Source organism: Streptomyces sp. ASQP_92 (genome assembly GCF_025399895.1).
In the GTDB taxonomy this organism is placed as follows: Bacteria; Actinomycetota; Actinomycetes; order Streptomycetales; family Streptomycetaceae; genus Streptomyces.
The window spans coordinates 324,343-345,212 of sequence record NZ_JAODUA010000004.1 but is presented as its reverse complement, the minus strand read 5'-3'; the positions used below and the strand labels follow the sequence as shown (position 1 = coordinate 345,212).

Annotated in this window: 20 protein-coding genes; 6 read left to right on the top strand and 14 right to left on the bottom strand. The window is 71.1% G+C overall.

The window, feature by feature from the left end:
- Nucleotides 1-123 precede the first annotated feature (123 nt).
- Nucleotides 124-2,214, bottom strand: coding sequence for a flotillin family protein (locus N4G70_RS13525; RefSeq protein WP_261712840.1), 2,091 nt, complete (start codon nucleotides 2,212-2,214; stop codon nucleotides 124-126).
- Between the two features lie 57 nt (nucleotides 2,215-2,271).
- On the bottom strand, nucleotides 2,272-2,883 hold the full coding sequence (locus tag N4G70_RS13520; protein WP_261712839.1) for a hypothetical protein: 612 nt from the start codon (nucleotides 2,881-2,883) through the stop codon (nucleotides 2,272-2,274).
- Nucleotides 2,884-3,170: 287 nt separating this feature from the next.
- On the opposite strand from N4G70_RS13520, the gene N4G70_RS13515 reads away from it, so the two are divergent.
- The 3 genes from N4G70_RS13515 to N4G70_RS13505 all read left to right on the top strand — a co-directional run bounded on the left by N4G70_RS13515 (nucleotide 3,171) and on the right by N4G70_RS13505 (nucleotide 5,979).
- Nucleotides 3,171-4,232, top strand: a complete 1,062-nt coding sequence (locus tag N4G70_RS13515; protein WP_261712838.1) for a CdaR family transcriptional regulator — start codon at nucleotides 3,171-3,173, stop codon at nucleotides 4,230-4,232.
- 273 nt (nucleotides 4,233-4,505) lie between these two features.
- On the top strand, nucleotides 4,506-5,351 hold the full coding sequence (locus N4G70_RS13510; RefSeq protein ID WP_261712837.1) for a glycoside hydrolase domain-containing protein: 846 nt from the start codon (nucleotides 4,506-4,508) through the stop codon (nucleotides 5,349-5,351).
- 214 nt (nucleotides 5,352-5,565) lie between these two features.
- Entirely contained in the window at nucleotides 5,566-5,979 is a 414-nt protein-coding gene (locus N4G70_RS13505) for a VOC family protein (protein WP_261712836.1), read from the top strand.
- A gap of 72 nt (nucleotides 5,980-6,051) precedes the next feature.
- Here N4G70_RS13505 and N4G70_RS13500 read toward each other — a convergent pair whose 3' ends face one another.
- Nucleotides 6,052-6,324, bottom strand: a complete 273-nt coding sequence (locus N4G70_RS13500; RefSeq protein ID WP_261712835.1) for a hypothetical protein — start codon at nucleotides 6,322-6,324, stop codon at nucleotides 6,052-6,054.
- Between the two features lie 109 nt (nucleotides 6,325-6,433).
- Here N4G70_RS13500 and coaD point away from each other — a divergent pair, with 109 nt between their 5' ends.
- Entirely contained in the window at nucleotides 6,434-6,898 is a 465-nt protein-coding gene (gene coaD, locus N4G70_RS13495) for a pantetheine-phosphate adenylyltransferase (RefSeq protein ID WP_261712834.1), read from the top strand.
- A gap of 15 nt (nucleotides 6,899-6,913) precedes the next feature.
- Here the strand turns inward: coaD and N4G70_RS13490 are convergent, their stop codons facing one another.
- The 3 genes from N4G70_RS13490 to N4G70_RS13480 all read right to left on the bottom strand — a co-directional run bounded on the left by N4G70_RS13490 (nucleotide 6,914) and on the right by N4G70_RS13480 (nucleotide 10,123).
- Nucleotides 6,914-8,122 (bottom strand): beta-ketoacyl-[acyl-carrier-protein] synthase family protein, encoded by a 1,209-nt coding sequence (locus N4G70_RS13490; RefSeq protein WP_261712931.1) that lies wholly within the window; start codon nucleotides 8,120-8,122, stop codon nucleotides 6,914-6,916.
- Nucleotides 8,123-8,130: 8 nt separating this feature from the next.
- The gene (locus N4G70_RS13485; RefSeq protein WP_261712833.1) at nucleotides 8,131-8,424 is read right to left on the bottom strand and encodes a phosphopantetheine-binding protein; all 294 of its coding nucleotides are present in this window, start codon (nucleotides 8,422-8,424) and stop codon (nucleotides 8,131-8,133) included.
- Nucleotides 8,425-8,518: 94 nt separating this feature from the next.
- Nucleotides 8,519-10,123: an MFS transporter gene (locus N4G70_RS13480; protein ID WP_261712832.1), complete on the bottom strand. Its 1,605-nt coding sequence runs from the start codon at nucleotides 10,121-10,123 to the stop codon at nucleotides 8,519-8,521.
- 143 nt (nucleotides 10,124-10,266) lie between these two features.
- Here N4G70_RS13480 and N4G70_RS13475 point away from each other — a divergent pair, with 143 nt between their 5' ends.
- On the top strand, nucleotides 10,267-11,514 hold the full coding sequence (locus N4G70_RS13475) for a cytochrome P450 (protein ID WP_261712831.1): 1,248 nt from the start codon (nucleotides 10,267-10,269) through the stop codon (nucleotides 11,512-11,514).
- A 12-nt stretch (nucleotides 11,515-11,526) separates the two neighbouring features.
- Here N4G70_RS13475 and N4G70_RS13470 read toward each other — a convergent pair whose 3' ends face one another.
- Entirely contained in the window at nucleotides 11,527-12,090 is a 564-nt protein-coding gene (locus N4G70_RS13470; protein ID WP_261712830.1) for a GNAT family N-acetyltransferase, read from the bottom strand.
- Between the two features lie 347 nt (nucleotides 12,091-12,437).
- Between N4G70_RS13470 and N4G70_RS13465 the strand changes: the two genes are divergently transcribed.
- On the top strand, nucleotides 12,438-13,106 hold the full coding sequence (locus N4G70_RS13465) for a phosphatase PAP2 family protein (protein WP_261712829.1): 669 nt from the start codon (nucleotides 12,438-12,440) through the stop codon (nucleotides 13,104-13,106).
- Nucleotides 13,107-13,129: 23 nt separating this feature from the next.
- Here N4G70_RS13465 and N4G70_RS13460 read toward each other — a convergent pair whose 3' ends face one another.
- From N4G70_RS13460 to N4G70_RS13430, 7 genes are read right to left on the bottom strand one after another with little or no spacing between them, the layout of a single operon-like run.
- A complete protein-coding gene (locus N4G70_RS13460; protein WP_399035294.1) occupies nucleotides 13,130-14,500 on the bottom strand; it encodes a glutamate-1-semialdehyde 2,1-aminomutase in 1,371 nt (456 codons plus the stop codon).
- A 7-nt stretch (nucleotides 14,501-14,507) separates the two neighbouring features.
- Complete coding sequence (gene rfbC / locus N4G70_RS13455) at nucleotides 14,508-15,071, bottom strand: dTDP-4-dehydrorhamnose 3,5-epimerase (RefSeq protein ID WP_261712828.1); 564 nt, start codon at nucleotides 15,069-15,071, stop codon at nucleotides 14,508-14,510.
- On the bottom strand, nucleotides 15,068-16,306 hold the full coding sequence (locus N4G70_RS13450; RefSeq protein ID WP_261712827.1) for a polysaccharide pyruvyl transferase family protein: 1,239 nt from the start codon (nucleotides 16,304-16,306) through the stop codon (nucleotides 15,068-15,070). The genes rfbC and N4G70_RS13450 overlap by 4 nt, the downstream gene beginning before the upstream one ends.
- Nucleotides 16,303-17,250, bottom strand: coding sequence for a glycosyltransferase family 2 protein (locus N4G70_RS13445; RefSeq protein WP_261712826.1), 948 nt, complete (start codon nucleotides 17,248-17,250; stop codon nucleotides 16,303-16,305). The genes N4G70_RS13450 and N4G70_RS13445 overlap by 4 nt, the downstream gene beginning before the upstream one ends.
- Nucleotides 17,247-18,536 carry a hypothetical protein gene (locus tag N4G70_RS13440; protein ID WP_261712825.1) on the bottom strand — a complete coding sequence of 430 codons (1,290 nt, stop codon included), beginning with the start codon at nucleotides 18,534-18,536 and terminating at the stop codon, nucleotides 17,247-17,249. Before N4G70_RS13440 ends, N4G70_RS13445 begins: the two co-directional genes overlap by 4 nt.
- A complete protein-coding gene (locus N4G70_RS13435; RefSeq protein WP_261712824.1) occupies nucleotides 18,533-19,816 on the bottom strand; it encodes a DUF4910 domain-containing protein in 1,284 nt (427 codons plus the stop codon). Before N4G70_RS13435 ends, N4G70_RS13440 begins: the two co-directional genes overlap by 4 nt.
- Nucleotides 19,804-20,868 carry an NAD(P)-dependent oxidoreductase gene (locus N4G70_RS13430; protein ID WP_261712823.1) on the bottom strand — a complete coding sequence of 355 codons (1,065 nt, stop codon included), beginning with the start codon at nucleotides 20,866-20,868 and terminating at the stop codon, nucleotides 19,804-19,806. The genes N4G70_RS13435 and N4G70_RS13430 overlap by 13 nt, the downstream gene beginning before the upstream one ends.
- Between the last annotated feature and the right edge of the window lie 2 nt (nucleotides 20,869-20,870).

The window sequence follows — 20,870 nt, the reverse complement described above, 5'->3', positions numbered from 1 at the left end:
CCGCGGATGTAAGAGAGGGGCGGGGGGTGCGAGCCGGGTGGGTGCCGGGTGCTCGGCACCCACCCCTGCTGTGCGGGGCGTGACTCGATGGGACCGGGGACGGGCGGGCCCCCTATCGCCGACTCAGACCGTGGCGGCGCCGTCGAGCGGGCCGGCCGGCGTCGACACCGGCAGGTCGGTGAGCCCCAACTGCCCTGTGCGGTCCAGGAGTTCACTCAGCTGTCCGGCCCGGTCGCCGCCGGACTGCATCAGCTTCATGAGCAGTGCGGACACCGTCAGGTTCTGCACATCCCCGGTCGAGACCGAGCCGAGCATCCGGGTCAGGTCCTCGGGAAAGCTGGCACTCCCGTCCAGCCATGGCTTCGCCAGCGCCTGCGCGGTCTCGGAGTGCTGTACGAAGCCGTCGACCCCCTTGCCCAGCGCGATGGAGGAGACCAGCCGGTCGAAGAAGACGGACTCGCCGCCGACGATGTTGATGTCGGCGTTCTCCAGGCCGGCGGCCAGGACCGTGGCCTGGGCCTGGGCGACGTGGCGCTGGGTGTCGAGAGAGGCGAGCCGGATGTCCTTCTCGGCGGCCAGGCGCAGCCGGTACTCCTCGTGCCCGCGCGAGGCGTCGTCGAGGGCCGCCATGGCCGCGGCCTTCTCCGTTAGCCCGGCCGCTTCCGCCTTCAGCTTCTCGCCGATCATCGCGGCGTCGGCCGTCGCCTGTGCCTGGGTGCCCTCGGCGACCGCGAGCGCCTTGAGGCGGGCCCCCTCGGCCTCCGCCTTCAGCCGGGCCCCGGTGGCCTCGGCCTCGGCGCGGCCGGCCTTCTCGATGACCTCGGCCTCCTTGTCGCGGACCTGGACCTGCGCCAGTCCCTCGGCGGCCGACTCCGCCTGGACGCCCTCGGCGAGCCGCAGCTTGGCGCGGGCGTCGAGATCGGCGGACTTCAACCGGGCCTCGGCCAGGGTGAGTTGCTCGGCCGCGCGGTGCTTGGCGGCGGCCTCCGCGGCCTCCGCCGCCTTGATGTCCTTGACGAGTTTCTCCTGGGCCTCCGCCTCGGCGGCGATGACCACGGCCTGCCGGGTGCGCTCGGCCTCCTCGACCATGCGGAGCTTCTTGATCGACTCCTCCTGCTCGGCGACCGTGCGGTCCACGGCGATCCGCTCCCGGACCACATCGGCGACCTCGCGGCGCTCGGACTCGACCTCCTTGTCCTTGGCGATCGAGGACAGCGCGGTCTCCCGCTCCCGGCCGATGACTTCGAGCATCCGGTCCTTCTCGATGCGCTCGTTCTCGACGGCGATGACCCGCTCGCGGTTCTTCTGCGCCACCGCGATCTCCCGGGCCTGGTTCTCCCGCTGCACCCCGAGCTGTTCCTCGGTGCGCAGGAACGCGCTCTGCGCGCCGAGCCGTTCCTCCTCCTGCACCTTGGAGGTCGCGGCCTCCTCGCGCGCCCGCAGGGTCTCGACCTCCCGGCGCTGCTTGATCTCGGCCTCGGACTGGCGCCGCTCCAGCTCCAGGATGGTCTCCCGGGCGTCCACGTTCTGCCGGGTGATCTCCTTCTCCTCGGTGCGCTGGAACTCGTTGGTGCGTACGTGCTCGACGGTGGTCAACTCGGTGATCTTGCGGATGCCCTGGGCGTCGAGGATGTTCGCGGCGTCCAGTTGGGTCATCGGGGTCTGTTCGAGGAAGTCGATGGCGGCGTCGTCGAGGTGGTAGCCGTTGAGGTCGGTGCCGATGACCCGGATGATCCGGTCCCGGAACTCCTCGCGCTTGGTGTAGAGGTCGACGAAGTCGAGCTGCTTGCCGACCGTCTTGAGCGCCTCGGAGAACTTCGCCGCGAAGAAGTCCTGGATGGCGACCTTGTCGCTGGCGCACTGGGTACCGATCGACTGGGCCACCTTGATGACGTCCTCGACGGTCTTGTTGACCCGGACGAAGAACGAGATGTGGATGTCGGCCCGGATGTTGTCCTGACAGATCAGGCCCTCGCGTCCGGTGCGGCGGATCTCGATGGTCTTGACCGAGATGTCCATGTACTCGGCCTTGTGCAGCACCGGCAGCACCACCGCGCCGGTGAAGGTGACATCGACCTTCTTGGTCTTGGAGATGATCAGCGCCCGGCCCTGCTCCACCTTCCGGAACAGCTTGCCGACCACCAGGAGCAGTGTGATCGCGATGAGCAGGACAACGGCGACGAGTACGCCGATGCCCAGGGAAATGGCATCCATGAGACGTCCTTGGGACAGATGGAGTGAAGATCGGCGACCGGCCGGAGCGGGCGGGGATCAGGTGGAGGCGCGCGGGTCGAGCGCCGGATCGTAGGGCGCGACCCAGAAGAACTCGCCGTCGTCGTCGAAGGCGTACAGCAGGCCCGTACTGCCGAGGCGCAAGGGTTCCGCGCCGCTCTGGCGGACCTGCACCAGCGCGGACGATCCGTCGGCCGCGGAGACCTCGGCCTGGCCGAAGGTCGCGGACACGGAGCCGGTACGGATCGTGCACGTCAGGCCGATGAAGTCGAGCCGGGACGGCGGGGGTTGGTCCGGGAAGAGGCGCCGCAGACGGCGGCCGACCCACCGGGTCACGGCCCAGCCGAGCAGCAGAGCCACCCCCAGCACCCCGAGCTTCAGGAGGGCCAGGGCGCCGCCGCCCGCCCCGGAGCGGCGCAGCAGGACGGAACCGGTGAGACTGGTGAACCAGGCGATCCCGATCATCAGCGACACGGGCACGCTGACCGGCACCGAGCCGGCCCCGAACACATCACCGTGCGCGTCCCCGTTGAACGCGTGGTGATCGGCGGCGCCGCACAGCACCAGCAGCCAGAAGACCACGACGACGACCAGGGCGGCACTGAACAGCGCCGCGGGAAATCCGAAGGCGGCACCGAGGAACTCCTCCACCCTGTCCCCCCGTTCGTTCGCGGCCCGCAAGACGGCCGGGACGCGGGGACCCGGTGCCGGGCGCGTTTCCGCACCCCGGCACCGGAGCCATCCCCCGTGTTCCCCCCGGCCATCTTGGCCAGCGATCACGCCGGAGCGCACTGCCGGATCCCGGCAATCTTCACGGGCCGTCGATGCCGGGTGCGGACGCGGGATTTGGGTCTGGCACCCTTGACGCCGCCGCGTCAACAAGACGTAGGCAGTGCGTCAAGAAGCCGCTACCGGCACGACAATTCCAGGGGGAGCCAGTGGCAGGCCGGGACATACCCGAGGACTATCTCGACGGCTACGACCGCATCCTCGCCGAGGTCTGCGCCACCGGTCGCCGGCTCACCCGCGACGAACTGGAGTCGCGCCGCGCCCTGGGCGAGCGGGCCGCCGAGGCAGGACACGGGCTGCGCGCTCTGGTCCACCAGCATCTGGCGATGACCCGCAGGGACTGTCCCGACCTTCCGCGCGCCGCCTTCGACCACGTCCTGGGCGCGCTCGGCCAGGTCGTCGACGCGCTGGCCGAAGGACACGAGCGCGCCCAGTTCCTGGCCGTACGCCAAGAGGAGGCGGCCCGCCGGGGGTTCATCGACGACCTGCTGTACGGACGCAGCGACCCCGGCACTCTCGCCGAGCGCGCGGAACGCTTCGGGCTGCTCCTCTCCCACGCCCATGCCGTCGCCGTGGCGGAAGGCCCGGGGAGCTACGACGACGCGCACCCCGTGACGCAGAGCCTGGAGCAGGCGCTGTTCGGCCGCTTCGGCAACCGCCGCATCCTGTACGTCACCAAGGACGGCCGACTCGTCTGCATCGCCCCGGCCGACCAGGACGAGGTGCTGCTGTACTTCGCCAAGCAGGCGCACGCCGTGACGGACGGCGGCCGAGTCGCCATCGGCCGCTCCCAGCCCGGCGCGGGGGGCGTCGCCCACTCCTACGAGGAAGCGCTCAACGCCCTCGACCTGGCCGAGCGCATGAATCTCGACGGCCCCGTGCTGCGCGCCGCCGACCTGCTGGTCTTCCCGGTCCTGACCCGCGACCGGCAGGCCATGGCCGACCTCGTGCGCAGCGTCCTGTCCCCCCTCCAAAAGGCCCGCGGCGGAGTACAGCCGCTGCTGGAAACCCTCACCGCCTACTTCGACTCCGGCTGCGTCGCGGCCGAGGCGGCCCGCCGACTCACCCTGAGCGTGCGCGCGTTCACCTACCGCCTGGAGCGCATCCACCAACTCACCGGAGCCGATCCGGCCGACCCGCTCCACCGCTACACCCTCCAGACGGCCGTCATCGGCGCCCGCCTCCTGGACTGGCCCGCCAGACAACTCTGAGCTCGCGGTGCGCCCCGCCGGCGGCTTCATCGACCGGACTCGCGGCGAGCCGCACGGGCTTTGCGCTACCTTGACCAAGACTTGTGCGGGGGAGGATCACGGAAGCCGCAAGAAACCGAACGCGCTGGCTAACCTGTGGTGCCCCATCGGGGCCGGTGCGGGACGGGGTGCCGACCGAGGACGTGGTGTCGACGCACATGTCGCGCCGCACCAGCGGTAGTAGCCGTAGCCACACATCGACAGCAGAAGCAGCAAGCAAGGGGTGGGGACCACATGTCCGACAAGCCGCGCAAGCCAGCGCACCGACTCTCCAAGAGAAACCGGTACATCGCCTGGGGCGCAGCCGGTGTCGCGGTAGCCGCGACGGGCGGCATCATCGCGCAGAGCGCGTCGGCGACCACGGCATGGCCCGCGCAGAAGACCTTCACCGGACTCGCCTTCGACACGTGCGCCGCTCCCTCCGCGAGCGCGATGAACGCCTGGAAGGGCGGCTCGTACGGCGCGGCGGCCGTCTACGTCGGCGGCAAGAACCGGGGCTGCGCCCAGCCGAACCTCACCGCACCCTGGGTGAAGACCGTCACCGCGCAGGGATGGAAGCTCATCCCGCTGTATGTGGGTGCCCAGCCGTTCTGCCAGACCGGATCGAGCCCGGAGAAGATGACGGCGTCCAACGCCTCCTCCCTCGGCGCCTCCGACGGCGCGGACGCGGTGGCCAAGGCATCCGCGCTCGGCATGAAGCAGGGCAGCGCGATCTACCTGGACATGGAGTCGTACGACACCAAGAACGTGTCGTGCAACAACGCGGTTCTGGCCTACGTCCGCGCGTTCACCAAGACCCTGCGGGCCAAGACGTACCGGGCCGGCTACTACGGGTTCAGCTCCTCCAGCGCCAACGCCGTCGCCACCGCCACCGACCGCACCGATCTGCCGGGCAACCTCTGGTACGCGAAGTGGGACAACCTCAACACGACCACCAGCGACTGGCCCTGGTCGAGCAAGCTGTACACGGATCACAGCCGCGCCCATCAGTACATGGTCAACAGCAAGGAATCCCGCGGCGGTTACACCATCACCGTCGACCGCGACGCCTGGGACGGCCCGGTCGCCATCGTCGGCTGAGGGCGGGCGGCGTGGCCCAAGGCTGATGACTTGGGGCTCGCTTCACCGCCGTGATTCGACGGGGCCTCCACCGCCGGTGATTCGACCGGGCCCCTTCCGCAGGTGATCCGACCGGCGTCATTCCTGATGGGGCAAGGGCCCGGCTGCCTTCAGCCGGGCCCTTGACCGAGGTCCGGCTCGTTCGTTCCTGCTGCACCTGTGGCAAGATCGCGGGATGCTACGACTCACCGACTTCATCATCGACTGTCCGGACACGATGAAGCTGGCGGCCTTCTACGCCGAAGTGACGGGGCTCCCGGTCAAGGAGAGCAGTAACGCGCACTGGGCCGGTATCCAGTTCGGTCAGATCGAACTGGCCTTCATCAAGGTGGAGGACTACCGCGCTCCCAGGTGGCCCGACAGCGAGCACCCCAAGCAGTTCCACCTCGACTTCGAAGTCGACGACATCGAGGCCGAGCAGCGCCGCGTCCTGGCCCTCGGCGCGAGCTTGCAGCGGGACTGCGTCGGCCCCGAAGGCTACGGTTTCCGCGTCTACACGGACCCCATCGGCCACCCTTTCTGTCTCTGCCGCAACAAGGGCGTCGTCTGGACCGAGGAAGGGCCCGTGTGGCCCAGCCGCGAGCCATAGGCCGCGAACAGGAGGCCGCGAACAGGAGGCCGCGAACAGGAGGCACAGCCGCCGGACCCGGTCGAAGGTGACTCAGGCTCGTTGGTCGTCCTCGGGCTGATCAGAGCGTCGCTTCTTGTACATCTGGCGAAGCCACATGGCCGCCCCCGCGACCAGGGGCGGCCCGAGGACAACCGCCTTGGCCGCGGCCTTCGAAGCGAGCCATGCGATGCCCCACGAGTGCCATCCGAAGAAGTACCAGACGGGTGCCCAGACGAGTCCCGTGATGACCAGGGTCAGGACGACAGCCAGGACGGTCCGGCCGCGGGATCGCGGGGTTGCTGTTGCGGTGGAGTCATCGGTCATGTGGTCGAGCATATGAAGCTCGATCAGGGGGGCAAGTCTCCCAGGCCCCCCGCACGGCAAGAAGGCCCATCTCCCCACCAAGTATGGCCCGTTGTTAGTCTTCGCGATCATGAGAGCCCTCTTCCCAGGATCCTTCGACCCGGTCACTCAAGGGCACCAGGATGTTCTGCGCCGTGCGGCCCACTTGTTCGACGAGGTCGTCGTGTGCGTGATGTTCAACGCGAGCAAGACCGGTCGCTTCCCCGTCGCTGAACGGCTGGACCGGCTCCGCGCGGCAGCATGCGACCTGAGCAACGTCACGGTCGACTCCCACACGGGCGGGCTGCTGGTCGACTACTGCCGTCGAGCCGGAATCGACGTCGTCATCCGAGGAGTCCGAGGCGTGGCCGACCTCGACTACGAAATGCCGATGGCCCGGATGAATCACGAACTGGCCGGAGTCGAAACGGTCTTCCTCGCCGCGGATCCCGCCCTGGCCCATGTCTCCTCGAGCCTCGTCACCGAGCTGGGGCGGCAGGCCCCTCAGGCGCGGGTGTCCGGCGCACAACCAGTCCGGCACCGCCCGACGGCTTGACCCGCGTCGACCGGTTCAGCAGCGTTGCAGGACCAGCGCCGCGTTCTGCCCCCCGAAGCCGTACGACGTGGTGATCATCGCCTCGATGCGGGCGGGTCGGGCCTGCTTCGTCACGACGTCCAAGTCGATGCCGTCGTCGAGCCGGTCGAGGTTGGCGGTCGGGTGGATGAGCTGGTGGCGCAGGGTGAGGGCGCCCACCACGGTCTCGACGGCACCGGCGGCGCCGAGGGTGTGGCCCAGGACGCTCTTGCCGGCCGTGACCGGCGGCGGTGTGCCGAAGACCGCGTGCAGCGCGTGCGCTTCGATGCGGTCGTTCAGGAGGGTCGATGTGGCGTGCGCGTTGACGTGGTCGATGTCCTGAGGGGACAGACCGGCGTCCGCGAGGGCGGTGTGCATCGCGCGCTGCGCGCCCGCGCCCTCGGGGTGCGGCGAGGTGGCGTGGTGGGCGTCGGCGCTCGCCCCGTACCCGGTGAGCAGGGCGTAGGGCCGCGCCCGGCGGGCGCGGGCGTCGGCGGCCCGTTCGAGGACGAGGACGCCCGCTCCCTCGCCGAGGACGAATCCGTCCCGGTCGGAGTCGAAGGGGCGGGACGCGCCGGCCGGATCGTGGCCGCGGGTGGAGAGTGCGCCCATGCGCCAGAAGGCGCTTGCGGTGACGGGGCTGATGCTTTCGCTGCCGCCGGCGACGGCGATGTCGCACATGCCCGCCCGCAGCAGCAGGGCGGCCGTGCCGATGGCGGTCGCCCCCGAGGCGCAGGCCGTGCTCGTGCACAGGTTGGGCCCCTCGGCGCCCAGCGTCATGGCGACGTACCCGGCGGCCATATTGGGCGCGCTGCGCGGGACGAGGGTGGGGGGAATCGCCTGGAAGCGGCGTGCGGCCAGGGCGGCGCTCGTCTTCGGCGTCAAGTCGTTCGAGGTGCCGCCCACGCCGATGACGACAGCCACCCGGGGTGCGTCCCAGGCGCTCTGGTCCAGACCCGCGTCGGCGACGGCCTCACGGGCGGCGGCCACGGCGAATCGGATGAACGGGTCGGTACGCCAGGCGAGTCCGGGCGCCGCCGCCTTGAGGGGCGCCGCGGGAACCCGGCAGGCGAAGGTGACCGGCAGGCCTTCCAGGTCGGGGTCGGGTGCGGAGGTCGGTACGCCTGAACACAGCCGCTCCCAGGTGCCGGGGACGCCCACGCCGGCCGCCGTGACCAGGCCCAGGCCGGTGACGGCGATCCGCATGGTGTCCTTCACCCCGTGACCAGATCGCCGGAGCCGACGACGGGTGCCTCCGCCACGGCCCGGGTGACGACGCGAGCGGCCTCGTGGTACGGGGTGCTGGGGGAGATCGGCAGGTCGAGGCTGGAGATCTCCTTGTGCGTCTGCGCTTCGATGGCCACCAGGAGTTCCAGAAGCCCCAGCGAATCGAGGCCGAGTTCTTCGAGGGTGGCGTCCTCGGTCAGTTGGCTGGCGGAGATCTCGAACTCCTCCACGACGATGGTCTTGAGCGACTCTTCGGTGAAGGTGACTTCTGAGGTGGTCAAGGCGGCCTTTCTGCCGGTACGGACCGTGCGACGCCCCCTGTGATATCGGCGACGCCCCCGCATCACGCCCGGGACACCCGCCCGCTCGCCAAAATCACTGAACTGGCGGACCACTTGAGGCCGCCTCGGCCGGGGCGCGGCCCGGGAGCCGGAACAGGGTGAAGAGGAACGCAGCCAGCGTCACGGCGGCCGCGGCAAGCGCGGCATGCGACATCCCGTGCACGAACGCGTCCGCCGCCGCCGCGCGCAGCCGCTCCCGTGCTCCCGGCGGCAGCCGACGGGCGATCGCCGCGGCCGACAGCACGTTGTCCGAGGCGTTCGCGATCCGCGGGGGGAGGGGAGCGCGGGCGTGCGCGAAGGTGTCGTCGAGCCGACTGGTGTACGTGCTGGAGAGAAGGGAGCCCTGTACGGCGACGCCGAGCGCGGCACCGACCTGACGGGTGGCGTCGTTGACCGACGAGCCAAGCCCGGCATGTGACGGCGGAACGGCGTTCATCACGCAGGCAGTTGTGGCCGCCGCGGTCAGCCCCGCGCCGGCACCGCTCAGGACGAGGAAGACCAGAAGACGTCCGTAGCCGGACCCGGTGGACGTGTACGACAGGAACCCGAACGCGCCCACCACGGTGATGAGCCCGAGCAGCACACTGCTCTTCTCACCGCGGCGGGACGTGACCCACAGCGACACCGCCGCGCCCGCCATGAGCCCGGCGGGCAGGGGCAGCACCCGCAGCCCGGCCTGCCAGGGCGTGTAACCCAGCACCCCCTGGAGATACAGGGTGACCACGAAGAGCGCGCCGAACAGAGCGAACGACATCATGGCCAGCGCCAGGGCCGCCGTACTGACCCGCGCCGGACGCACCAGGGCCAACGGCAGAACCGGCGCGTCGCTGCGGTGTTCCACGACGAGGAAACCGGCGAGCAGCAGCCCCGCCACCGCGTAGGCGCAGAGCGTGAGCGGATCCGTCCAGCCGCGGCCGGGGCTCTCGATGACGGCCCACACCAGGACCAGCAGCCCGCTCGCCGAAAGCACGGCGCCCGGCACGTCGAAGCGGGGATGTGCGGGGGAGGAACGGGGCGGGTCGGCGGGGACAAGTGCCAGCGCCAGGATGAGGGCGAGGGTGGCGATGGGAATGTTGACCCAGAAGGCGGCACGCCAGGACGTCGTTTCCACCAGCCGGCCGCCGACAACGGGGCCGCAGGCACCGCCCAGACCTCCGACCGCCGCCCACAGGGCGATCGCACCGCGGCGTGGTGCGGGGTCGGGAAAGAGGTCGGTGATGATGCACAGCGTCGCCGGCATCAGGAGAGCGGCGCCCACGCCCATGCCGGCGCGGGTGGCGATGATCTGCCCGGGGGAGTGGACGAGGCCGCCCGCGGCCGAGGAGACGGCGCAGACGACAAGGCCCGCGACGAACGCGCGCCGTCGCCCCATGCGGTCGGTGAGCCCTCCGCTGGTCAGCACCAACCCGCCCAGGGCCAGTACATAGGCGTCCACGATCCACTGGGTCTGCCGCATGCTCGCGTTCAGGTCGTCCCGCAGGTCGGGGACGGCCACATTCAGCACGGTCAGATCCAGCCCGAGCAGAAAGAGCCCCAGGCACACGGTGAGCGCGGCCGCCCACCGGCGCCGCGCGGTCAGCCCTCCCGCCCGTTCCGCCGCGTCCCGGGGACGGCCTTCGACCGCCATGAATTCAGCCATGGGGCCAGCGAACCACCGACGGCGCGGCCGACCCGGGCACCACATGCGGCCAAAGGAAGGGCAGGCGAATACCTTCGAATGCCGACGCACGGCGCGACGTGGCTCGACGGCCGGGAGCGGAGCGGCCCCTACAGTCACACGTCATGCAGAACACGCGCATCGCAGACCCGGTCTCCTGGCCCGACCTCATCGCGCAGCAAGTGAACTGCGACACGGCCAGCGAGGCCTACCGAGCCGATCCCAACGGGTTCACCGAACCTCTGCGCAGCAGATCCGGCCCCGTTCACCGCACCCCGTCAGGCGCGCTGGTCCTCCTCGGTCATGCCGAGTGCGCCGAGGTGCTGCGCGATCCCCGGTTCGGACACGGCGCCGCCACCGCTCGTGACATCACCGCCTATGGCGTGCCCGCCCGGTCCTTCCTCCTGACCGACCCGCCCGACCACGACATCCAGCGCGGCAGGGTCAGCGGAGCCTTCACCGCGCGGGCCGGCGCCCGGCTCGCACCCAGGATCGAGCAGTACGTACACGAACTCGCCGGCAAGGCCTGGCAGCGACGGGAAGTGGACGTGGTCGCCGACCTCGCCCGGCCGCTCGCCGCCTCGGTCCTCTCCGACGTCCTGGGCCTGCCACCCGGCTACGAGCACCACTTCGTGGACATGGCGGAACTCCTCGTGCGCGGCATGGACCCGCAGCAGGCCACCGATCCCGCCGCCCGCGCCGCCATCACCCGGGCCCGCACCGACTTCGTCCGCACCTTCACCCAACTCCTGCGGCGTGCGCCCGACGACCGCGCCACCAGCGTCATCGGCCAACTCGCCCGGGGCATCGCGCGCAAGGACGACCCCGTCAAGCTGAGCGAGGCCGTCGCGACCTGCGGACAGCTCATCGCGGCGGGCTACGAGACAACGGTCGGGCTCATCGCGAACGGCCTGCACACCCTGCTCACCCATCCCGAGGAGAGCAGCGTCCTCGACGCCACCCATGCCGACGCCGATGCCATGGCGACGGCTGTCGAGGAGCTGCTGCGGTTCGAACCGCCCGTCCACATCGCCGTGCGCACCGCCCTGACCGATGCCCGGGTGGGCGGGACGCCGGTCCCCCGGGGCACGATTCTCACGTTGATGCTCAACGCCGCCAACCGCGACCCCCTGGTCTACCCGGACCCCCACCGCCTGGACCTCCGACGCGGGGGCCGCAACCTCGCGTTCGGCCTGGGCGCCCACTTCTGCCTCGGCGCGCCCCTGGCCCGTATGGAAGCGCAGCTCATGCTGTCGGCCCTGTGGTCCGCCAGGCCCGTACTGGTCGAGGAGCGGGTCACCTACACCTTCGGCTTCGTTGCCCGCCGCGTGCGGCGGTTGCGTATCCGGTTGACGCGGTGCCCGGTGCCGTAGGCGTGAGCCGGGTCAGCCAGGGCTGTCGTGCTGGGCCTCACTCGTGGGCCTGGTGATGCGGTACACGTAGTGGGCGCGGCTGTCGGCCGGGTTGTCAGGGGCCAGTTCGGCACTGCCGACCCTGAGCAGTCCGACCTTTTCGAGGGCACGCCACGACGCGCGGTTGTCCGCGTGGACGGGAACGACGACGGCCGACGCGTCCGGGTGGTCGGTCCAAGTGGCCCGCACGATCGCCCGGATGACGCGGGGGCCGAGTCCCTGCCCCACGCGTGCCGGGTCGCCGAGAAGGTAGTCGATGCTGACCGCCCCTTCGGGAACGTCCACCTGCCCTGCCAGCTCCGCGAGATATTCGGGGTAGTCCGCGAACCGGCACCGCTGCACCAGGCCGACCGGCACACCGTCCAGCAGGACCAGCAGATCCTCTGACGGCTCCTCACCACGCGCCGCCGGCCCGAAGTCACGAGCGACCGCTTCCGCGGAGGTCTCGTGACACCACCAACGGGCCACGTGCGGTTCCCTGAGCCAGCTCCGCAGCAGCCCGAAGTCCTCTTCGGTCACCCTCCGCCATGTGATCACCGTGCCTCCTCACCACCGCGCGCCGGACCCCCGTCGTCGACCACGACTCTACGGAGTGGCTGGCCTCGCGGCGATGGAGTAACTGCTCTGCTTGTCACGTTAGTTGGCGGACGGTGCGGGGTTGCGGCCTGCCGACGGCGTCGAGCCTGGTCCAGTGCGCCGCGTCTGCGTCGGTGACGACGCGCCGACATCCTTTCGCGCCCTGCTCGCCCCGCAATAGGCTCCCTCGTGTCCGGGCGCGGCCGGGTGGTCGATACCCGTCCGGGTGGGGAGGGTGAGGGGATGCTCGTCGTGATGACCGGGGCGGTGCGGCGAACCACGGCATGGCGGCCGAACGCGGTGGGCGCATGACCGGCCGGTCGCGGCCCGTCGGGGCGTCCGCGATAGTGCCCGCGCCATTGCGTGCATGGCTCGCAATCGTCGCGGTGCTCGCCGCGGTGGTGGTGGTCCTGCTCGGCGTCCTCTACTCCGGCCATGACAGCCCGGGCGGGCTTGATCTGTGGGCGCGGCCCCTGGCGGACGACGTGTCGCCGTCGTGGCGCCAAGTCGCCCTGGCCCTGGACTCCTTGGGGGAGCCCACCGGATCCGCTGTGCTGGTGGCGGCCGCCCTGGCCGGTTGTCTGTTGGTCAGGTCGTCGCGTGCGGCGGTGTTCATCGTGGTCGGTGTCGGAGCGACCGTGGGGGCGGCCACGCTGGGCAAGCACCTTGTGGGGCGCACCATCCACGGCGGCAATCTGTCCTACCCGAGCGGACACACCGCCTTCCTCACCGCGCTCGCCCTCATGGCGGCGCTGCTCGCGGCCGGCCGGCTCGGGCTCGGCAGGGCGGCCGGAACGCTGCTCGTGGGCGGCGTGGCGCTGGTGGCCGGCGCCGCCATGGGCTGGGCTCAGGTAGCGCTGGGAGCGCACTACCCGACCGACGTCCTGGGTGGCTGGTGCACCGCGCTGGTGGTGGTGCCGGTGGTGGGGTTGGTGGTCGACCGGATGGTCAAGTGGCCCGTAATCAAAGGCCCCTGACGCACCATCAAGGCCCGGTCGCGTCACGCCAGGCGGCGGAATACGGGCTTCACCGGTCGTCCCCTCAGCCAAGGGGCGGGGTCGTCGGCGTCGAGTGCCTTGCGGTACGCGGCGCATGCCTGGGCCACCACGTCGACGGTGTGGTCGATGTCGGCCTCACTCAGTGCGCTGCTGACCACGAACGACGGGGCCAGCACACCGCCGGCGAGGAGCTGCCGCAGGAACAGGGTCCGGTAGGGCTGCGAGGGCTGTCCGTGCTGGTCGAGGGTGGCGAACACCAGGTTGCTGGCCCGGCCCCGTACGACGATGTGGTCGCCGACGCCCATGGCGTCCGCGGCGTCGCGGACGCCGTCCGCCAAGTGCTCGCCCAGTGCGTGCAGTTGAGCGGTGATGCCTTCCTGGACGTAGGTGGCTTGCACGGCCATGGCGGCGGCCAGTGAGTGTGTCTCCGCACCATGGGTGGTGGACAACAGGAACACGCGGTCGCGGGTGTCGCGCAGGCCGCCCCGCTCCATCAGTTCGCGCCGCCCCGCCAGCGCGGCCACGGCGAATCCGTTGCCCAGCGCCTTGCCGAACGTGGAGAGGTCGGGCACGACGCCGTACAGGCCCTGGGCGCCCGCCGCGGACCAGCGGAGGCCGGTGATCATCTCGTCGAAGATCAGGACACAGCCGTGCCGGTCGGCCACCGCGCGCAGGCCTTCGAGGTATCCGGGCGGTGGCTCGGTGTGGGTGGCGGGTTCGAGGATGAGGCAGGCGACCTCGTCCTGGTACCGGGTGAGCAACTCCTCGGTGGCGGCCAGGTCCCCGTAGGGGAACGCGACGGTGAGTTCGGCGGCCGTCGCCGGAATGCCCGCGGACATCGGCGTGGTGGCGATGAACCAGTCGTCGACGGAGAAGAACGGATGGTCGCCGCAGATGGCCACCCGCGGCCGCCCGGTGACGGCGCGCGCGAGACGGACGGCCGCGGTGGTGACATCGGAACCGTTCTTCGCGAACTTCACCATGTCCGCCGTCGGCACGGTGGCGAGGAAGCGTTCGGCGGCCTCCAGTTCCACGATGGACGGCCGGACGAAGTTGCTGCCGCGGTCGAGTTCCCGCCGCACCGCCTCGATCACGCGGGGGTGGGCGTGGCCGAGACTGACCGAGCGCAGACCGGAGCCGTACTCGACATAGCGGTTGCCGTCGATGTCCCACACATGGGCACCGCGGCCGTGGCTGATGACCGGGGCGAGATGCTCGGGGTACTGGTCGTCGCCCTTGGCGTAGGTGTGTGCGCCGCCGGGGATCAGGGCGTGCAGCCGCTCGTTCGCCAGTCGTGATCGCGGGAGGCGGAACTCCCCGCTGTCTTCGGTGAGTTGGGGCAGATCGGTGGGTTGGGGCAGCTCGGTGTCCACGCCGGCTTCACCTCTCCCTTTGCTTGAGGGCTTGGTTGAGGGCCTCGTCGAGCGTCGGCGCCTGCCGGTCCCGCTGGGACATCGATGTGACCGGCAGTGGCCAGGGAATGGAGAGCTCCGGGTCGTCGAACGCGATCGTCACGTCCTCGGCCGGATCATGCGGGCGGTCGATCCGGTACGAGGTGTCGGCGGTCTCGGTCAGCGCCTGGAAGCCGTGTGCGCACCCGGCCGGGATGTACAGGGTCACCTGTGTCTCGCCGGACAGCTCGAAGGACGCCACACCGCGATAGGTGGGGGAGTCGGGGCGCAGGTCCACGACGACGTCGAAGATCGCGCCGTGCGAGCACCGCACCAGCTTGGCCTCACCGGCGCCCGAGCGCAGATGCAGGCCACGCAGTACGCCCCGTACCGAACGGGACACGCTGTCCTGGATGAAGGCGGCCGGGTCGAGGCCCACCGCACGGATGACGTCGGCGTCGAAAGTGCGGCAGAAGAAGCCGCGTTCGTCGGCATACGGCGTCGGTTCGAAGAGATACGCGCCGTCGATCTCGGGGACCTCGATCGCCTTCATGAAACCTCCGGCAGGGCGTGGATGTGCGTGCGTTCCGTCGTAGGGAAAAGGACCTCGGTCAACTCGGCGAACTGGCGGTCGAGTTGGCGTTGGGCGACGAGGTTGCGTTCGGCGAGTACCTGGCGCAGCTCCGCCGATCTCCGCTCCAGGGACCGGAACTGATCGAGGAGCCGGTCCGCGTCGACCTCGCGGGCCGGGTGGCAGTAGGCGGCCAGGCCCATCCGGTCCATGAGCGCGTCGCTCTTCGCCGCGTAGCTGAGCGCCAGCGTCGGCGTACCGACCTTCAAGGCGCAGACCAGGTTGTGGTAGCGCGTCGCCACCACACTGTCGGCGGCCGCCGTCTCCGCCATCAGGTCGGAGAGGGAGGATGCTTCGGCGGCGGTGACCAGCGGGGAGGGCACCGCGGCGAGGATCGCGGCGACCACCGGACGATCCACCTCGTCGCCGACGATCAGCCGGACCGGCCTGCCGTCCTCGACCAGCGCGCGGACGAACCGGGTCGTCCCGTCGAGATAGCGCCGATGGATCGCCTCGGCGCGGGCGCGGTCGTCGTCGCTGCCGTGGTAGTCCATGACACCGACGCAGACCGCGCCCGGCGGCCCCGCGGGTGCGCTCGCGCGTGGCGTCGGCAGGGCGAACGCGAGATCTGGATACACCTCGTCGCGCGCGGTGTCCACGCCCATGGCCCGCATCGCGTCACGGGACAGGGCGTCGCGGTACGAGCGGTATGTGGCGAGCCGCGCCGACCAGCGCACCAGGGCCCGGGTCGGCCGGCTGGCGATCGGGGCGGCGCCGACGCCCACCAGCGCGACGCGGTTGCCGAGCAGCCGGCCACTCGCGCAGAGCAGGAACAGCGCGTACGGGAAACCCCAGGGACGCAGCGGCAGCGTCGCCTCCAGGACGCCCATGCCCGGCACGATCACCACGTCGTGCCGCCGCACCCAGGCCGCGGTGCGCGCGGCGTCGACGAGTTTGCCGAGCCCCTTGGCCGCGATCGCACCCAGACGGGAAGCGGTCCGGTACTCCGCGCGGTACCAGTGCAGCCGCGTCGCGGGAATCCCGTAGCGGCTGGCGACGGTCTCGGGCCCGCCGCACAGCGCGTCCACGACCGCCTCCGGGTGCTCGGCGCGCAGATGGCCGAGCACGGCCTCGAGGGATCCGTCGTTGCCGAGGTTGCCGGAGCCGAGCAGCCCGAACACGCCCACACGCAGCGGGAGTTGATCCGGTGACGTCATGCCTGCCGTCCCTCCCTGCCCGCGACGAGGGCGTCGACGTCGACGCCGAGCCCGGCCGGGTCGACCGGGACGCGGTCCTCGACCCGCTCACCCGCGCCGGGCCGGAGCCGGCTGGTCATCCACGCGGCCAGTTGTCCGTAGCAGGCGCGCCGGTCCGCCGAGGACAGCGGCGCCCGCCTGATCGCCGAGGCGAACCCCCCGACGTACTCGGCGAGCAGCCGGGGTGTCGGATGCAGCGGGCCCGCCCGGCGCGGGTCCAGATTGACGCAGCGGGAACGCTTCGAAGGGTTGGCGCGCTCGGCGCGGTCGGGGTGGTCGCGGCGGAAGTACAGCAGCTCGGGCACCTGGTGGAAGGGGCCGTGCAGGGTGATCTCGGCGACGAACGTGCGGTCCGCGTGGTGGTAGCTGTCGTGCGGCTTGACCCGGCGCAGCACATCGGCGCGCATCACCCCGTAGAAGTCGTCGCCGCCCGGCTCGAACAGCAGGCTGCGGAAGCGCTCCGGGGCGTGCGGCGAGTGCGTGGCGAGCCCGTACCGGTAGGGGACCTTGACCTTGCCGTCGCCGTCGATCACCGCCTGCTCGGAGTGGGCGAGAATCACCTCCGGGCGCTCGTCGAGCGCCGCCACACAGCGCCGCAGCAGATCGCGGGCGTACAGGTCGTCGTGCGATGCCCACTTGAAGAGTTCGCCGCGGCACTGGGTGAACACATGGTTGTGGTTGGGTGCGGCGCCGATGTTCCGGGGCAGCCGGAGGTAGCGGATGCGCGCGTCCCGTGCCGCGTAGGCGCGGCAGATGGCCTGCGTGCCGTCGGTCGAGGCGTTGTCGGAGATGACCAGCTCGAAGTCTTCGTAGGTCTGGCCGAGCAGGGCGTCGAGCGACTCGGCGAGGTACTGCTCGCCGTTGTAGACGGGCAGGCCGATGCTCAACCGGGGAGAGGTGGTCAAGGCGTCCTCACTTCACGGATGGAGTGGTGGTGCTCGCGCAGGGCGGAGCGCAGGTGGAGCCACCACATGACGGAGCCGCAGGCCGTTGCGGCGGCGACGCCCCAGGCCGAGCCGGCCGTGTCGGCCGCGGCCGCCCCGCCGAGCCCGCCGACGACGTAACAGGTGGAGGCGAAGAGCTGACAGCGCAGGCTGCGGCGGGCCGCGGCGAGCGCGCGCAGGCCGGCCGCCGCGCCGGTGCCGAGCCCGGCGCCCGCGACACCGAGGGTGATCGGCACGATCAGCGCCGACGCGGAACTCCAGACGTCGCCGAGCGCGAGTTCGCCGATCCTGTCCGGCATGAGCAGCAGCGCGGCCCCCCAGAGCAGAGCGGCGACGGCCTGCCCGCCGCCCAGCAGGAGGCAGAAGCCGCGAAGCCGGTCCGGGGACCGTCGCAGGACCCGTGCCGCCTCCGCGACGGTGACCAGGGAAAGGCCCATGAGCAGCGCCATGAACGGGCCCAGGAGGAGCTCGGCGCCCCGGACCACACCGACCGCGCCGACCCCGACGATCGCGCCGAGACCGTACGCCCGCAGTTGGCTCGCACCGCTGACACCGACGTTCTCGGCCAGATACCGGTAGCCGAGGTCGCGCTGCTCGCGAAGCCACAGGCGCGCCTCGCCCACCCGGGGCCGGATACCGGACTGGAAGGAGCCGTAGGCCGCGGCCACCGTGGCGGATCCGCCCCAGGCGAGCACGAACGCGGCGACGGTGTCCACGCGGGCCGCCATCACCAGGGCCGGAACGAGCGCGAGGCCCCAGACGAGGTCGTTGACGAACGCCTTGCGCCCCGCGCCGGCCGCGAAGAACGCGTAACGCCACGCGTCCTGCACCAACAAGCCCGGCAGCATGACGCCGAGGCAGGCGAACGCGGGCCCCACGCCACCGCCCAGAGCCAGTCCGGCCGCCAGACACGCCGCGCCGATCGCGGCGCCGACGGCGAGGGAGGTGCCGGCCGAACGGGCCACCGCCGTACGCCAGGACGCCTCCGGTACGCCGCTGAAGCGCACCACGAGCGGGTCGGTGGCGAGGCCCCGGGAGACGCTGAGCACCACGCCGTAGGTCACCCAGGCCAGGCTGAACACGCCGAACGCGGTCAGGCCGAGCGAGCGGGCCACGTAGATGCCCACGGCGAAGTTGGAGACGCTGGAGGCGGCCTGGTCGGCGAGCCCCCACGACAGGCGGCCGACGACGGCTCGCCGGGCACCCCCGGGCGCTGTCGTCTCCTCCGTTTCGGCCATGGGCGTCATGCCTTGATCAGCCCGGCATCATGCAGGGCGCCGGCCGCGGCGGCGACCGCGTCGAACGGCAGCCGCGACCGCTCGGCGATGTCCAGCAGACTGTGCTCGCCGTCGGAGTAGTTGAGCACCCACAACATGGCCATCTCGGCCTCTTTCGCATCGCTGCGGCCGCCGAGCGAGTCGTAAAGGCCCCGCCGGCCCAACTGCGGTTCGCCATAAGGGCTGAGGTTGACGTATCGGCGGTTGCGGTCGAGGACGGCGAACGCCTCGCGGCACACGGCGAGGGTGTCCGCCATGGCCTCGGGGCGGACGAAGCCGGGGTCGTCCGCCGAGGTGTGGTACTCGGGATAACCCGCGTACGGCGTCCGGCTGAGCGAGCCCACACCGAGATCGAAGCCGGGGGAGCAGAACTGCCGCTCGTCATAGCCGTAGGGAGTGAACTCGTTGACCGTGTGCGGGCGTTGGGACGCGAGCAGGACGTGCCGCATCACCCGGTCGATCTCCGCGTCGCCGTTTCTGCTCTGCTTGTACGTCAGGTTCCCCCGGTCGCCGGCGCAGGCGAGCACCAGGCCGTGCTTGACGCGCTCCACCCGCTCCGCGTTGCGGGCCAGCCAGGTGATCGCTCCGATGGTGCCCGGCGCGAACAGGAACCGGTAAGTGTAGTGAGGCGTTTGCTCCGCCAGCGCCCGCGCCAGGAACACCGCCACCGCGATGCCGGCCAGATTGTCGTTGGCGAGCGAGGGGTGGCACACATGGCAGGAGACGATCACCTCGTCGGCGACCCGGCCGGGCACCACGTGCTCGGCGTAGGTGAGATGGCCATCGGCGAGCGTGGAGTCGACACACACCTCGTACTCGCCGTCCGGCAGCGCGTCCAGGGCGTCCTGGGCCAGGCAGAACCCCCACTGCGGCTTGTAGTAACTCGTGCGGTACGGCACCAGGGCGGGCTGGTCCGGCAGGGTGTGCAGATGGGGGCGGAGCTCGGCCAGTGACATGGTGGCCGACACCGGCACGCTGTAGCCGAGCACATGCAGATTGGACGCGGCGAAGTCGACGACCCGGCGGCCCGCCGCGTCGGCGATGTACGCGTCCCGGATGTTCCACTCCTGCGGAACCGTCCAGTCCAACACCCGTGTACCGGTGGGCACTTCGTGCACCTGGAGCGGGATGTACTCGTCGATGATCGCGAGGGTGGCGCGCACCCCGTCCCCGGTGATGCTGCGGCACAGCGGATAGAGCCGCTCCACCAGCGTGTGCATCTCCTCGCCGAGCGCGGTCACCGGCGCCACCGCAGTGTCTCGTCGACCGTGCCGGCCTCGGAGGCCGCGCGCAGGACGGCGAGGCGGGTGAAGCGCCGCTCGAAGTCCTCCCGCGTCAGTCCGAACTCGCGGTAGGCGTCGGCGAGTTCGAGGGCGCCCTGCTTCACCGTCCACTCGCAGTCGAAGCCGGGGACGGCGGCGCGGAAGCGGGAGAAGTCCACGCGGTAGGAGCGCGGGTCCGCGCCGTTCTCGCCGGTGATCACCACCCGCGAGCCGGCGACCGCCTCGGCGACCTGCTCGGCGATCTCGGCGACCGTGACGTTGTTGATCTCGCTGCCGATGTTGAAGGCCCGGTCGTGCACCGCCTCCCGTGGCGCGGTCAGCGCGGCCGTGAAGGCCCGTGCGATGTCGGCGGCGTGCACCAGGGGGCGCCAGGGCGTGCCGTCGGAGAGCACGAGGACCTCGCCGGACAGGAGGGCGTGGCCCACCAGGTTGTTCAGCACGATGTCCGCGCGCAGCCGGGGTGAGTAGCCGAAGGCGGTTGCGTTGCGCATGCAGACGGGGCTGAAATCGCCGTCGGCCAGCGCGTGCAGATCGTCCTCCACCCTCACCTTGGACTCGGCGTATGGCGTCACCGGGCGCAGCGGGGCGTCCTCCGCCACCAGCTCGTCACCGCCCGCGGCGCCGTACACCGAGCAGGTCGAGGCGTACAGGAAGCGCCGCACTCCCGCGTCGCGGGCCAGGGTGGCGAGGCGTACGGACGCGTGGTGGTTGATGTCGAAGGTGAGCTCCGGCGCCAGCGACCCCAGCGGGTCGTTGGACAGCGCGGCCAGATGGATCACGGCGTCCACGCCCGCCACGTGCTCGGCCGTGATGTCGCGCAGATCCACCCGGCCCCAGGTGCTCGGCGCCGCTCCGGCCGGGGAAGCCCCGACCCCCGGCGGGTCCACCGGCGGCGGCCCGAGCACACAGTCGGCGAACAGGCCGGAGTCGAGGCCGACGACCTCGTGCCCGGCGGCCCTGAGCACCGGGGCCATCACGGTGCCCAGGTAGCCCTGGTGTCCGGTCAGCAGTACGCGCACGG